16 protein-coding genes and 1 other annotated feature (1 of these 17 cut by a window edge) are annotated in these 13,537 nt (G+C 50.5%); of the genes, 4 read left to right on the forward strand and 12 right to left on the reverse strand.

Annotated features, from left to right (window positions below; all coding sequences use genetic code 11):
* Nucleotides 1-128 precede the first annotated feature (128 nt).
* Both ACXAGR_RS22785 and ACXAGR_RS22790 read left to right on the forward strand, forming a co-directional pair.
* Nucleotides 129-524, forward strand: coding sequence for an MAPEG family protein (locus ACXAGR_RS22785; RefSeq protein WP_119501890.1), 396 nt, complete (start codon nt 129-131; stop codon nt 522-524).
* 3 nt (nt 525-527) lie between these two features.
* Nucleotides 528-1,661, forward strand: a complete 1,134-nt coding sequence (locus ACXAGR_RS22790; protein ID WP_474852709.1) for an alanine racemase — start codon at nt 528-530, stop codon at nt 1,659-1,661.
* Nucleotides 1,662-1,665: 4 nt separating this feature from the next.
* On the opposite strand, the gene ACXAGR_RS22795 is transcribed toward ACXAGR_RS22790, so the two are convergent.
* Complete coding sequence (locus tag ACXAGR_RS22795; RefSeq protein WP_474852711.1) at nt 1,666-2,517, reverse strand: SDR family oxidoreductase; 852 nt, start codon at nt 2,515-2,517, stop codon at nt 1,666-1,668.
* 113 nt (nt 2,518-2,630) lie between these two features.
* On the opposite strand from ACXAGR_RS22795, the gene ACXAGR_RS22800 reads away from it, so the two are divergent.
* Nucleotides 2,631-3,527 (forward strand): LysR family transcriptional regulator, encoded by an 897-nt coding sequence (locus ACXAGR_RS22800; protein WP_474852714.1) that lies wholly within the window; start codon nt 2,631-2,633, stop codon nt 3,525-3,527.
* Between the two features lie 60 nt (nt 3,528-3,587).
* On the opposite strand, the gene ACXAGR_RS22805 is transcribed toward ACXAGR_RS22800, so the two are convergent.
* From ACXAGR_RS22805 to lepB, 3 genes are all read right to left on the reverse strand, one after another.
* Entirely contained in the window at nt 3,588-4,043 is a 456-nt protein-coding gene (locus ACXAGR_RS22805; RefSeq protein ID WP_474852716.1) for an Hsp20 family protein, read from the reverse strand.
* Nucleotides 4,044-4,183: 140 nt separating this feature from the next.
* Entirely contained in the window at nt 4,184-4,633 is a 450-nt protein-coding gene (locus ACXAGR_RS22810) for an Hsp20 family protein (protein WP_474852718.1), read from the reverse strand.
* A 152-nt stretch (nt 4,634-4,785) separates the two neighbouring features.
* The gene (gene lepB / locus ACXAGR_RS22815) at nt 4,786-5,433 is read right to left on the reverse strand and encodes a signal peptidase I (RefSeq protein ID WP_474852720.1); all 648 of its coding nucleotides are present in this window, start codon (nt 5,431-5,433) and stop codon (nt 4,786-4,788) included.
* Between the two features lie 180 nt (nt 5,434-5,613).
* Between lepB and ACXAGR_RS22820 the strand changes: the two genes are divergently transcribed.
* Entirely contained in the window at nt 5,614-6,360 is a 747-nt protein-coding gene (locus tag ACXAGR_RS22820; RefSeq protein WP_474852722.1) for a substrate-binding periplasmic protein, read from the forward strand.
* Here ACXAGR_RS22820 and hisIE read toward each other — a convergent pair.
* The 8 genes from hisIE to hisG are packed head-to-tail and all read right to left on the reverse strand — an operon-like array spanning nt 6,326 to nt 13,426.
* Nucleotides 6,326-6,946, reverse strand: coding sequence for a bifunctional phosphoribosyl-AMP cyclohydrolase/phosphoribosyl-ATP diphosphatase HisIE (hisIE, locus tag ACXAGR_RS22825; protein ID WP_474852724.1), 621 nt, complete (start codon nt 6,944-6,946; stop codon nt 6,326-6,328). The genes ACXAGR_RS22820 and hisIE overlap by 35 nt on opposite strands.
* An 11-nt stretch (nt 6,947-6,957) precedes the next feature.
* Nucleotides 6,958-7,743, reverse strand: a complete 786-nt coding sequence (gene hisF / locus ACXAGR_RS22830) for an imidazole glycerol phosphate synthase subunit HisF (protein ID WP_474852726.1) — start codon at nt 7,741-7,743, stop codon at nt 6,958-6,960.
* Nucleotides 7,725-8,462 (reverse strand): 1-(5-phosphoribosyl)-5-[(5-phosphoribosylamino)methylideneamino]imidazole-4-carboxamide isomerase, encoded by a 738-nt coding sequence (gene hisA, locus ACXAGR_RS22835; protein WP_474846537.1) that lies wholly within the window; start codon nt 8,460-8,462, stop codon nt 7,725-7,727. Before hisA ends, hisF begins: the two co-directional genes overlap by 19 nt.
* The gene (hisH, locus tag ACXAGR_RS22840; RefSeq protein ID WP_474852728.1) at nt 8,462-9,064 is read right to left on the reverse strand and encodes an imidazole glycerol phosphate synthase subunit HisH; all 603 of its coding nucleotides are present in this window, start codon (nt 9,062-9,064) and stop codon (nt 8,462-8,464) included. The genes hisA and hisH overlap by 1 nt, the downstream gene beginning before the upstream one ends.
* A complete protein-coding gene (gene hisB, locus ACXAGR_RS22845) occupies nt 9,064-10,134 on the reverse strand; it encodes a bifunctional histidinol-phosphatase/imidazoleglycerol-phosphate dehydratase HisB (RefSeq protein WP_474852730.1) in 1,071 nt (356 codons plus the stop codon). The genes hisH and hisB overlap by 1 nt, the downstream gene beginning before the upstream one ends.
* A complete protein-coding gene (hisC, locus tag ACXAGR_RS22850) occupies nt 10,131-11,213 on the reverse strand; it encodes a histidinol-phosphate transaminase (RefSeq protein WP_474846531.1) in 1,083 nt (360 codons plus the stop codon). Before hisC ends, hisB begins: the two co-directional genes overlap by 4 nt.
* A complete protein-coding gene (gene hisD, locus ACXAGR_RS22855; protein ID WP_474846529.1) occupies nt 11,210-12,517 on the reverse strand; it encodes a histidinol dehydrogenase in 1,308 nt (435 codons plus the stop codon). Before hisD ends, hisC begins: the two co-directional genes overlap by 4 nt.
* Before the next feature lie 6 nt (nt 12,518-12,523).
* Nucleotides 12,524-13,426 (reverse strand): ATP phosphoribosyltransferase, encoded by a 903-nt coding sequence (gene hisG / locus ACXAGR_RS22860; protein WP_474852732.1) that lies wholly within the window; start codon nt 13,424-13,426, stop codon nt 12,524-12,526.
* A gap of 46 nt (nt 13,427-13,472) precedes the next feature.
* Nucleotides 13,473-13,537, reverse strand: a sequence feature (His leader region) (it continues 52 nt past the right edge of the window).

A 13,537-nucleotide genomic window follows, 5' to 3' on the forward strand; every position in this document is an offset into this window, starting at 1 on the left:
TTCTTACTAAAGGCCGCATCAAGCGGCCTTTTTTTATACTTCACTGTCAAAGCGGGTAAAAGGCTTTGCCAGCGTGCCGCTTAATTGCCAGAATAGACACCAATAACCCATTATTAAACCTGACGATTATGAGTTTCCCGATTACTGCGTTTTACGCAAGTCTGTTAGCCTTGTGTTATATCTACCTGTCATTCGCCGTTATTAATGTCCGCCGCAGCGCCCGGATCGGTGTCGGTGACGGAGGCAATGATGAACTTACCCGTGCCATTCGTGTACACGGCAATTTCAGCGAATATGTGCCAATCACTCTTATTCTGCTGGCGTGCCTGGAAAGCTTGCATCCCCAGCACTGGGTATTGCACGCGGGTGGCTGCGCTATATTATTTGGCCGCATTCTCCATGCTTACGGCTTGCGTCACAGTGAAGGAACAAGCTGGCAACGTTTATCAGGGATGCTCCTGACGTTCTTGTCTATGCTGTTTCTTGCCTGCTCGAACCTGTTTATGATCCACTACCTGATTTAGTTTATGTCTGAGTTATTATCTGATTTTTCTGCTCTGGTGACCCCAGTCTGCCTCATTGACGAGAATAAGTTGCGGGCGAACAGCGAACGCATGCAGGAGAAATGTCGTCGGGACGGCGTGACACTGCGGCCTCATGTTAAAACACTGAAGAGCCGTGAAGCTGCGGAAATTTATGCGCCGCGGCCCGGGCCTGTCACCGTTTCCACACTGGAAGAGGCCCGCTATTTTGGGCAGGCCGGTTACAAAGATATTCTCTATGCGGTGGGTATAACCCCGAATAAATTCTCTGCTGTTAATGAGCTTTTGGAACGTGGTGTTGATCTGATTGTTGTCGTTGATAATGAAGCGGCAGTGGAGGCGCTGGTAAAAGCCCGTCGTACTTTCATTGTGCCGCTGCGGGTGATGATAGAACTGGATGTTGATGATCACCGTGCCGGTGCCGGGCCTGAGAGCATACAATTGATCTCTATGGCTGAGCAGTTGCACAACACTGCGCATATTCGTTTTTCCGGCGTGATGGCCCATGCAGGTGCATCTTACGGGTGTAATACGCCCGGGGCGCAATATGCTATGGCAGAACAGGAATGCAGCCGTACGGTACTGGCGGCGAACAGACTCAAAGCTGCGGGATTACCTGCTGACATCATTTCTGTGGGATCCACGCCAACAGCGTTGTCTGATTATAAGCCCGGAGGCGTTACCGAGATCCGCGCCGGTGTGTACGCAACGTTTGATCTGGTGATGGCAGGTCTGGGGGTTTGTTCAGTATCTGACATTGCAATGAGTGTGTTGACGACAGTCATTGGTCATCAGATGAAGAAGAATCAGGTACTGGTGGACGCAGGCTGGATGGGACTGTCGAGAGATAAAGGCTCTGACTCCCACGGATATGGTCTGGTTGCTGATGCCGGGGGCAATATACTGGATGGCTGGTATGTCAGTCAGACAAACCAGGAACACGGTATCATTGAGCATAAAGATGGTTTACCGGTACCGGATCAAGGTTTCGGATTCGGCCGTCAACTCCGGATCCTGCCAAATCATGCCTGCGCGACGGCGGGTCAGTACCGGAGTTACCACGTTACCCGTGACAACCGCACCGTCAGCGCTATCTGGCATAGTGCTGACGGCTGGTGACACGTTACAGTGACTGCTTAATTACTTCAATAAGAGAAGGCGTCGCTCTTCCCAACAGACGGTGTAATTCATCGCTTGAGCCGGAAAGGTCGCCATCTTTTGCATGATGCTCTGAATCTGCCAGCACATGAGCAAAACCTTCCGGCAGACCGGCAACATCCTGCAGGAATTGTTTGTAACCCTCATAATTCATGGATTCAAAATGAACGGGCTTACCGGTTACAGCGCTGACAGCGTCTGCATATCCCTGCAGAGTAAACGATGCATCACCGGCCAGCTCATACACGTTTCCTTTGTGCGCAGATATATCTGTCAGCACATTCGCTGCTGCCTCTGCGTAATCATTGCGGGTCGCTGAATCAATGCGGCCATAACCGGCCGCGCCAGCCAGCACGCCGGCGTCTAGAACAGCCTGAAGACCCTGCGTGTAGTTCTCTGTGTACCAGCCGTTCCGTAAGATCACATAGTCCATGCCGGAAGCCTGAATGCGTTGCTCTGTGGCTTTGTGCTCTTCTGCCAGCATCAGAGATGAAGTGTCTGCCCGTAACAAGCTTGAATACACCAGGGTTTTCACACCGGCGCGTTTAGCCGCATCAATTACATTGGCATGTTGTTCAATACGCTGTCCGATTTCACTGCCTGAAATAAGAAACAGTGTCGTGATACCGGTCAGCGCATCTGTCAACGTGTCAGGTTTACTGTAGTCGAAGTGCCGTGAGGCAACATCAGCAAACATAGCTTGCGACTTGCCGGTGTCTCTGACCAGCGTGATCAAAGAGTCTGCGGATTCTTTCGTTAGCAGGTGTTTAATTGTCAATTGACCTAACTGACCTGTTGCACCGGTAATTCCAATCATGATTATTCTCCTGTTAATACTTTTTTGCCGTGCCGTATTGGACGGATGGCTAGATTATGGTGCTTTGTCGTTGCTATGATAAGTAGGACAAAAGTGAATGTAGTGTTCGGGAAATGAGTACAATAGATTTTGCCTATCTCAGGCATCTGGCAATATTTTGTGTGGTGGCAGAGCAGGGGAGTTTTGCTGCTGCAGCCAGAGTGTTGCATTCCAGCCGTTCGAGAGTCAGTGAGCAGGTTGCAGATCTGGAAACTGCTCTGGGCAGCAGGCTGCTTCAGCGTTCAACCAGAAAATTAATGCTGACAGAGGAAGGCCAGCGTGTTTTCAGCCGTGCAACTATCCTGCAGGAAGTACTTGAAGATATAGACAGCATTACGAATATGCCTGTTCCTGCCGGCCGCGTCGCTATAACCATGAATCATGATATTGCCCACAAGTTTGTGCTGCCTGCACTGGATGGGTTCATCCGGCAGTTTCCTGAGGTTCAGATTGATTTTGTACTGGATGACGAGCGGGTTGATTTAATCTCAGAGAAAATTGATCTGGCTATCAGGATTGGATTACCCCGCGATGCCTCGCTGATTGCCAGGGTATTGCATGAGGAAACATTTGCGATATTTGCGCAGCCTGCAATGCTGGACAGACTTGGTGAACCGGAGAGCCTCGACGCATTGGAAGCATTGCCCTGGGTGTTGCTGGATTTACCTCACTGGAACAATAATGTGCGGTTGCAAAGTAAAGACAGCAGCAGAACCATAACACCTTCCAGATATTACAGAAGTAACTCGCCCCATTTGATCCACAAGATGGCGGCTATGGGAACGGGAGTGGCCTTACTGTTGCCATCTACGGTGAAAGAAGAAGCAGAGCGGGGAGAGCTGGTTCAGATATTGCCCGGGTGGCATGGGGAACGCACGGCTTTCTCACTGGTGTATCCGTCGCGGAAAAACTTACCGCAGCGCACACGTGTGCTGATTGACTACCTTGTGTCTGCCAATATATTCAAATAAAAAAACGGCACCGGGAGCAGGTGCCGTTTTTATGTTTAATTGCAGTAAAACCCTTCCGGATTATTCACCGGTGCTTTTGTGCTCAAGGGCCGCAGAGCCGATAGCGATCTGTTTAGGCTTTTTGGCTTCAGGGATAACTCTTTCAAGATCCACACTCAGCAAACCATTTTCGAGATTCGCGCTTAATACGTTTACATGGTCACCAAGCTGGAATTTGCGTTCAAAATTGCGCTCTGAAATACCTTTGTGAAGGAATTTACGCGATGACTCTTTGTCATCAGCAGCCTTGCTGCCTGTCACGGTCAGCGTATTTTCCTGTACTTCAATAGTGATTTCGCTTTCTGCAAATCCGGCTACTGCCATTGCGATGCGATATTTATTTTCCTCCAGCAATTCAATGTTATACGGAGGAAAAGCGCTCTGATTTTCAAACCGGGTAGCATTATCAATGAATGAAGCCAGACGGTCTGAGCCAATAAATGAACGGTAAAGTGGTGATAAATCAATAGTTCTCATAGTCATATCCTTCCAATTAAGCAATATGTAAATGCAGAGCCCCGTATCCGGCGACTCAGGTTATTCCGTGCCTGCACCTGCAGGCACGTAAAAATATAATCGTTAATTAAATGAGGTCTGTGTATGCAGACCAGAATGGCTTACCCGTGGCTGGCCGGTGTATTGCCGATTTCAATACGACGGGGTTTCTTCGCCTCAGGCACAACACGCTCAAGGTCAATATGTAACAGGCCGTGCTGCATATCTGCGCCGGTCACTTTTACATGATCACCGAGCTGGAATTTACGCTCAAAGCTGCGCTCTGAAATTCCTTTGTGCAGGTATTGTTTTTTGCCGGCTTCGTCATTTTCAGCAGGGGCTTTTTTGCCCGTTACCGTTAACGTGTTGTCTTCGGAGACAATGCTAACTTCTTCAGTTGTAAATCCGGCAATCGCCATGGACACACGATATTTATCGTCGCCAAGCAATTCAATATTATAAGGGGGATAAGCAGTCTGGCTCTCAGAACGTGAAGCTGCATCTACAAGTGATGCCAAACGGTCAGAGCCAATGAAAGAACGGTAAAGTGGAGATAGATCGATAGTACGCATAGTCATATCCTTTTTATAAAGCAATATGTTTAAAATGTTTGCCCCGACATTGCGGCGGCGGTTCTGTCGACCTTGCTATCAAGCGCCGACAATTACTATGTAGGTGCTGAAAAAGTCTTTTCAACACCCCAAAGCAAAAAAATTAAATTTTTTTATTCCAGTGCCTGAAACGTACGTTCAAGCCTTGGCATATAAGCGTTGTCATTATCCAGTGAATAAGCGATATGCGACGCCTTACCGATGATTTCATCCTTAGGAATAAAGCCATGCACTCTGGAATCGGCCGAGTTATTACGGTTGTCGCCAAGCACCAGCACGTGATTTTCCGGAACAGTCACCGTATTAAAAGAAGACAGTGGTGAGCCATTCTTATCCAGATGGATCTGATGAAGCACTTTACCCAATAGCTCCTGCTGATCTTCATCATCGCCGGAATACAATAAGGGCTGATTGTTCAGATACAAGATGTTATTGCGCATGGCAATTCTGTCACCGGGTAAGCCCACAACACGTTTAATCAGACGATTATCTGCCGCCTTACTGTCGAACACGATAATATCTCCGCGGGCAGGGGAGCCTGTTTCAGCCAGACTGATGTCAGTGAACGGCACTTTGATTTCATAAGCCAGCTTATTCACAAATATGCGATCGCCAACCTGAATGGTAGGTTCCATAGAACCGGAAGGGATGTAATACCAGTCTGCCACACCGGCACGCACAAACAACATCAGGCCGATAAATATAAAAAAGGATTGATTGTCTTTCCAAATTCGCTTCAGTCCGGTTGGCTTGTCTTTCATAGTCGTCCTCTGATCGTTGAAGAAATTGCAGGTCTGAATGTCAGAGCTGTTGTCCGGAGAAATAGTTCATCCACAGATGTAACAAGGTATGAAAACGGAAGGAATCAGTCAGGTGTCATTTTTATTGATGATAAAGCATGATATCGTACGTTTTATAATCACTATTGGTACGGTTCAGGGATGCGTATCTCTTTTGTATTACTTTTGTTTTTGATTATCAGCCACCCTCTGCCTGCTCAAAGTACAGTTCTGCAGGTGGTGACAGAGTCATCGCCTCCTTATCACTACCTCAATAAATATGGCAGGGTAGACGGCGAGACTACGCACAAAGTAAAGGCTATCCTTGAGGCCGCCGGGGTAAAAGGAGAGTTTGCGTTATATCCCTGGGCCAGAAGTATCACAATGGCAGAACGTCAGGCTGGCACACTTATCTATTCCATTGCACGGACACCGGAGCGTGAAAAACAGTTTCACTGGCTGGCTGAAGTGTCGGCTTTTCATCTTGCCGTTGTTGGCCTCAAAAGCCAGCCCGTTGCAAACGGGGAACTTAAACAGGGTTATCTCACCAACTATACATTTGCCGTGCAACGGGACGACATCAGCTATCACTGGCTACAGCAACAGGGGTTCAGGGAAGGACAGAACATGCTGGTATGTGCAGATATTCAGTGCTCGTGGGATTATCTGTTGAGGGGAATGGTCGATTTTATCATCGAAGATCCTGCCCTGATTCCTGCTACGGCGAAGAAATTAAACGTGGACGGGGAGCAGCTCAATCCGGTAATGGATATTCCCGAGCTAGCCGTGACCGGCTATCTGGCCGCCAGTAAAGACACGGATCCCGCTGTTGTGTCGCAACTCAAAGAAGCGGCACAACAGCTGGGCATGGGGATTACTTCTGGTGACGGGCGCGTAGCACCGCAATAACATCTTTCATTGACATGTCGCTGGCCTGCAGCAGAACTGTCAGGTGATAAAGCAAGTCAGCTGCTTCGTTCTTCAGCTCTTCTTTATCCTGCACCGTTGCAGCAAGTGCAGTTTCGACGCCTTCTTCACCCACTTTCTGAGCGATGCGTTTAATGCCTTTGCTGTACAGTGAAGCGGTGTAACTTGACTCAGGGTCCGCATATTTACGCTCTGCCAGAACCCGTTCCAAATCACCCAGGAACGTATAAGCCGGCGCCTGATTATCGAACCAGCAGCTTTCCGTGCCGGTGTGGCAGGTCGGGCCTTTCGGACGGGCCAGAATAAGCAGGCTGTCGTTATCACAATCGCTGCCTACTTCTACCAAGTTTAATACGTTGCCAGACTCCTCGCCCTTCATCCACAAACGCTGCTTGGAGCGGCTGAAAAAAGTGACTTTTTTCGAGTCCAGTGTGGCTTCCAGCGCTTCCGGGGTCATGTAACCCTGCATCAGTACTTTACCGGTTACGGCATCCTGTACGATAGCCGGAAGCAGGTTATCCATTTTATCCCACGCCAATTGCGTCAGATTGTCTTTAGTAATAATCATTAAATTGTTCCTTAACGGCCGTGACGGATACACATGGGAATAGCCTGAGAAGCCAATGTATCTTTCAGTTCGTGCATATCAATGATGCCTTTGTGGAAGACTGACGCTGCCAGTGCGCCGTCGACGTCTGCCTGCTTAAATACGTCAGTAAAGTGTTCAATGGCACCGGCACCGCCAGAGGCGATGAGTGGTACCTTGCATACTTCACGCACGGCTTTCAGCTGTTCGATGTCGTAGCCCTTACGCACGCCGTCCTGATTCATGCAGTTCAGTACGATTTCACCCGCACCGCGTGACTGTATTTCTTTAATCCAGTCGATGGTGTGCCACTGAGTTTGCTGAGTGCGGCTTTCGTCACCGGTAAACTTGTACACATCGTAACGACCATTCGCCTCGTTGTAGAAACTGTCGATACCAATGACCACGCACTGCTGACCATAAATGTCATGCAGCTCGTTAATGAGGTCCGGATTAGAAAGCGCAGGGGAGTTAATGGAAATTTTATCCGCGCCCATTTCTAAAATGCGTCCTGCGTCTTCCACCGATTTAATACCACCGGCAACGCAGAACGGAATGTCGATGACCTGAGCAATACGGCTCACCCAGCTTTTATCGACAACCCGTTGATCAGACGACGCGGTAATATCATAAAACACCAGTTCGTCGGCACCGGCTTTGGCATACTGTTCTGCCAGTGGCACAATGTCGCCAATGATTTCGTGGTTGCGGAACTGAACGCCTTTAACAACCTTACCGTCGCGTACGTCGAGACAGGGAATTATCCGTTTTGCCAACATGCAATAGCCTCCTCAACGGTAAATTTACCTTCCAGCAGGGCGCGGCCTAAAATCACGCCGCCTACATTGGCAGGACGCAGGGCACGAATGTCATCCAGGCCGCCAATGCCGCCGGAAGCTTGCCAGCTCACTTGCGGGAATTGGGCACATACGTCGGTGTATAAATCTACATTGCTGCCTTGCAGGGTGCCGTCACGGCTGATATCAGTGCACAGCACGTGTTTCACGCCCACTTCCTGAAAATCTTTCAATAAGCCTTCCAGCGCCACGCCGGAGTCTTCCTGCCAGCCGTGGGTGGCAATCATTCGTTCACCGGCGTCGTTGATGTTTACATCCAGCGCCAGCACAATTTTCTCTGCGCCGTATTTCTGCATCCAGCCTTTCACCAGTTCAGGCTGCTTTACTGCCAGAGAACCGATGACTACACGGCTTACACCAGAATCTAACAGTTGGGCCACGTCTTCTTCGCTGCGAATACCGCCGCCAGCCTGAAACTTCATGCGTTGGGTATCGACCATTTTGCGGATAAGCGTAAGCTGTCGCTTGCTGGTGTCTTTGGCTCCGGTAAGGTCAACGATGTGTAGCCACTGCGCACCCTGATCGGCATAGTCATGTACCACGTCTACCGGATCTTTCTGGTATTGGGTTTTCTGGTTGTAGTCGCCCTGGAATAGACGCACCACGGCGCCGTCGATTAAATCAATTGCTGGAATAATCATTACATTTCCACAAAATTAGTCAGAAGTTGTGCGCCGGCTTCGCCGCTACGCTCGGGGTGAAACTGCACGCCGAAGAAGTTGTTGCTGTGCAGGGCGGCAGAGAACGTTTGGCCGTATTCACAGGTGGCCAGGGTTTTATCGTAAACCGGCACCGCAAAGCTGTGCACAAAATAGAAATAGGTATCTGCCGGAATGCCTTTGAACAGCGTGTTGCCCTCAAGCGGCGTTACCGTGTTCCAGCCCATGTGAGGCAGGCGTAAATCACCCGCTTGCAGGCGGGCAACATGACCTGGCATCAGGCCTAAACAGTCAATCTGCCCACTGCTGGTTTCATCCGAAGTTCCCACCATTAGCTGCATACCCAGACACACGCCGAGCACCGGTTGTTCCAGTGAACGAATGGTGTCGGTAAGGTTCTTGCCGCTAATGCTGCGCATGGCGGCATAGGCACTGCCCACGCCGGGCAGAAACACTTTGTCGGCGGCTTTGATAATGTCGAAATCATCAGACACATCGACAGTAACGCCCAGGCGCTCAAGGGCAAACTTTACCGACGAGATATTCGCACAGCCGGTGTTTACAATGACAATCTTCTGCGCCATTACAGGGCTCCTTTACTGCTCGGCAAGGCATCGCCCTGACGGGTAATGGCCTGACGTAATGCACGACCAAACACTTTAAACAGGCTTTCTACCTGATGGTGCGCGTTTCCTTCGCTGGTGGACAGGTGCAGGGACAGGCCCATGCTCTGCGCCAGTGAATAGAAAAAGTGCGGTACCATTTCGGTGGCCATTTCGCCAACCTGATCGCGGCTGAACTCGGCATCCATTTTCAGGTAAGGGCGGTTAGAAATGTCCATGATGCACTCGGCACGACATTCATCCATAGGCAGTGCGAAACCAAAGCGACCAATGCCGCGCTTATCGCCCAACGCCTTTTTCAGCGCGTCGCCCAGGGCCAGTGCCGTGTCTTCTACGCTGTGGTGGTCGTCGATGTGCAGATCGCCGTCCACCGACACCTGCATTTCAAAACCGCCATGGGTGGCAATCTGATCCAGCATGTGGTCGAAGAAGCCCATCCCGGTGTGGATTTGTGATTTTGCCGTCGAGTCTAAATCAACCCGCACACGGATATCGGTTTCTGAGGTTTTACGCACTACCTCGGCAATTCGGGAAGACGCCAGCAGGGCTTTCTCAATGTCTTTCCAGTTGTTGGTTTCCGGATTGTACTGGAACGATTTGATGCCCATGTTTTCGGCCAACTGCACATCAGTGATGCGATCGCCAATCACGAAGGAGCGTGTGAAATCGATGCGGCCCTGTTGCAGGTAGTCTTTAACCAGCCCGAGGTTAGGCTTGCGGCAAGCACAATTTTCGTGGTCGAAGTGCGGACAAATCAGCACATCATCAAACGTGACGCCCTGAGATTCGAAAATCGCCATCATCGCATTGTGCGGCTTGTCGAAATCTTCCTGCGGGAAGCTGTCAGTGCCTAAACCGTCCTGATTCGACACCATCACCAGTGAGAAACCGGCAGCTTTTAATTTTAGTAAAACAGGAATAACGTTTGGCTCAAATACCAGCTTTTCCAGGCTGTCTAATTGCTTATCTACGGGCGGCTCTTCAACCAGCGTACCGTCTCGATCGATAAATAAAATAGCTTGCTGACTCACTTGGAAGCTCCTGTCTGGGAAAAATAATCATTAATCAGCTGTAGCAGGCGGTCGTCCTGCTCCGGGCTGCCGATGGTTACACGCAGGCAGTTTTCCAGGTTCAGCTGTTTGGACTGGTCGCGAATAAGCATGCCGCGCTCAACCAGGTATACCATCAGTGCTTTGCAGCGCGCGTAACGGAACAGCACATAGTTGGCTTTGGTGTCGCCCACCATTTCGAATTCTTCAAACGCATTCAGTGCTTCTGTGAGACGGGCTTTCTCTGCGTTGAGAATGTCCACCTGCGCTTGCAGGCGGCCAATGTTTTCTTCACTTAACGCCTCTGCAGCAATCTGCGCCACCGGATCCGGAATAGGATAGGGTGCAATTACTTTCATCAGCGCAGCAATCACAGCGTCATTGGCAATGGTGAAACCGCAGCGCAGACCCGCCAGCGCAAAGGCTTTGGACAGGGTTCGCAGAATAACCAGATTCGGGTAATCTGCCAGCTTGTTCGCCCAAGTGTTCTCTGCGTCAAACTCGATATAGGCTTCATCTACAACCACCAGCGCTTTATCGGTGAAGTGGCGAAGTACGGTGTCTAAATCCTGTTTGGCGACTTGTGTACCGGTAGGATTATTCGGCGCACAGATAAACACCACATTGACGTCGTCATTGCTGCAAATGCCTTCCACATCCAGATTGAAGTCGGCTTTCAGTGGCACTTTTTTCACGCCAATATCGCAGGTCTCTGCACTGATGGCGTACATGCCATAGGTTGGCGGACAGATCAGAATACTGTCTTTACCCGGCGTACAGAAGGTGCGGATGAGCAGTTCTATGCCTTCGTCAGCACCACGGGTCACCATCAAATGGCTTTTCGCAACACCAGCGTAAGCTGCGTAACCGTTAATCACGCCGTCGGGCTGACAGGACGGATAACGGTTAAAGTGGCTGCTGTCCACGTCGTAGTGGTTAGCAAATGGTGATTCGTTGGCATTAAGCCAGTCCTGACCACCGGCGTAAAGACGGCGCGCCGACTCATACGGTTTCAGCGGGATCAGGTTATCATTAATCAGTTGGTCGACCAGACTGCTCATTGGTCATTCCCCTTTTCAAGCTCTGCCATACGCAGTGCAACGGCCTGCTCGTGGGCATCGAGCCCTTCAGCACTGGCAAGCTTCATAATGGCTGGTCCAAGATTACGCATGCCGTCGGCAGACAGTTCCTGCACGGTGAAACGACGCATAAAATCAAGCAGACCTAAACTGGAATAGTTACGTGCATAGCCGTAGGTTGGCAGCACGTGGTTGGTACCCGAAGCGTAATCGCCTGCAGATTCCGGTGACCACTGGCCAACAAAAATAGAACCGGCGTATTTAATGTCGATGAGCAATTCGCGGGCGTTGTCAGTTTGCACAATTAAGTGCTCCGGCGCGTACGCGTTGCTTACCTGCACCGCTTCGGCTACCGAGCCAGTCAGAATATAACGGGCATTTTCCATGGCCTGAGAAGCAATGCTGTTGCGCGACAGTTTCGCCAGTTGAGCTTCTACCTGCGCTTTAGTGGCTTCAATAAGCGCTTCACTGTCTGAAACCAGAATGGCCTGGGAATCCGGACCGTGTTCTGCCTGCGACAATAAATCCGAGGCCACAAACGCCGCGTTAGCATTGCCATCTGCCAGCACCAGCACTTCTGAAGGGCCGGCCGGCATATCGATAGCGGCACCGTCGGCGCGCTGACTGACTTGCTGTTTGGCTTCTGTCACAAAGCTGTTGCCGGGGCCAAAGATCTTGTCCACTTTAGCAATACTTTCGGTACCGAACGCCATGGCGGCTATGGCTTGGGCTCCGCCACACAGATAAATTTCTTCAATGCCACACAGTGAAGCCGCAAGAGCGATTTCCGGGGCGATTTCACCGGCCTGGTTGGGTGGTGTGCACAGCACTTTGCGTTCGCATCCGGCAACCAGCGCCGGTACGCCCAGCATCATCACGGTCGACGGTAGCGGCGCACTGCCGCCGGGTATATAAAGACCGACAGCATCCAGCGCGGTAAAACGTTGCTCGCATACTACGCCCGGCGTAGTCGTCAGGGTGATATCCTGAGGTTTCTGCGCTTCGTGGAATTGTTTCACGTTGTTGAACGCAACCAGCAGGGCGTCTTTAACGTCAGCAGATACCCGTGCTGCCAGTTCGTCCCGCTTTGCAACAGAAAGGGGCAGGCTGTTCAGTGAAGTACAGTCGAATTTACGGGTGTATTCCAGCACCGCTGCATCGCCCTGTTGGCGTATCGCAGCGAGTATGTCTGCAACGGTCACCCGCAGACTGTCTGAGTTTTTCATAACCGGCCGGGCGAGGGCTTCTGTCTGCCCGGCAGGTGTAAGTGAGGACCAGTTGATCATGGCAGATTAACCCATCATTTTTTCAATTGGCATAACCAGAATAGAACGACAACCTAAGGATTTAAGCTTTTCCATGGTTTCCCAGAATAAGTCTTCAGGGCTGACCACGTGTACCGCTACCGCATCATCAGAACCGGCAAGAGGCAGTACGGTAGGGTTCTCAGCACCGGGCAGTAAACTTTTTACCTGCTCCAGGTAGGCTTTCGGCGCGTGCAGCATAATGTATTTACTTTCTTTGGCCTGAATGACGCCATCGATACGGGGCACAAGACGATTTACCAGAGCTTGTTTCTGTTCTGAAAGCGCACCGTCAGCACGTTGGATCAGTACTGCTTTTGAACGGAAAATAACGTCTTCTTCCACAAGACCGTTAGCTTCCAGTGTGGCACCGGTTGAAACCAGGTCACAAATCGCATCGGCCACACCGGCGCGGGGAGCAACTTCTACTGAGCCGGTCAGCATCACAGCGCGGGCATTGATATTATTTTCTTTGAAATAACGCTCAAGCAGGTAAGGGTAGGTCGTTGCTACTTTTTTACCTTCCAGTGACTGAATACCTTCGTATTTCATTTCCTGCGGTACCGCAATAGACAAACGGCAACCACCGTAATCCAGACGACGCAGTACTTCAAAATCATACGCTTTGCCGGCCGCCTGACGTTCCAGCATTTTCTCTTCTAATTCGTTTTCGCCGATAAAACCCAGGTCGACAATGCCGTCCATGACCAGACCCGGAATATCGTCGTCACGTACGCGCAGTAAATCGATAGGCTCATTAGTGGAATGGGCGATGAGAAGGCGGTCACGGATGTATAATTTAATACCAATCGCTTTTAGCAGCGCGATGCTGTCATCGCTGAGACGGCCTGATTTCTGAACTGCAATACGCAGACGTTTGCTGTCACCCATGTGAACATTCCTCTTTGTGTGAACCTGATTTGAAGCTGCTTAAACGAAAAACCCCCGGAAGTTTCCTTCCGGGGGTCGAGAATTTTTTATCTGCGCCACTGGAAGGAACAA

Source organism: Alteromonas sp. ABH4_457 (genome assembly GCF_056160625.1).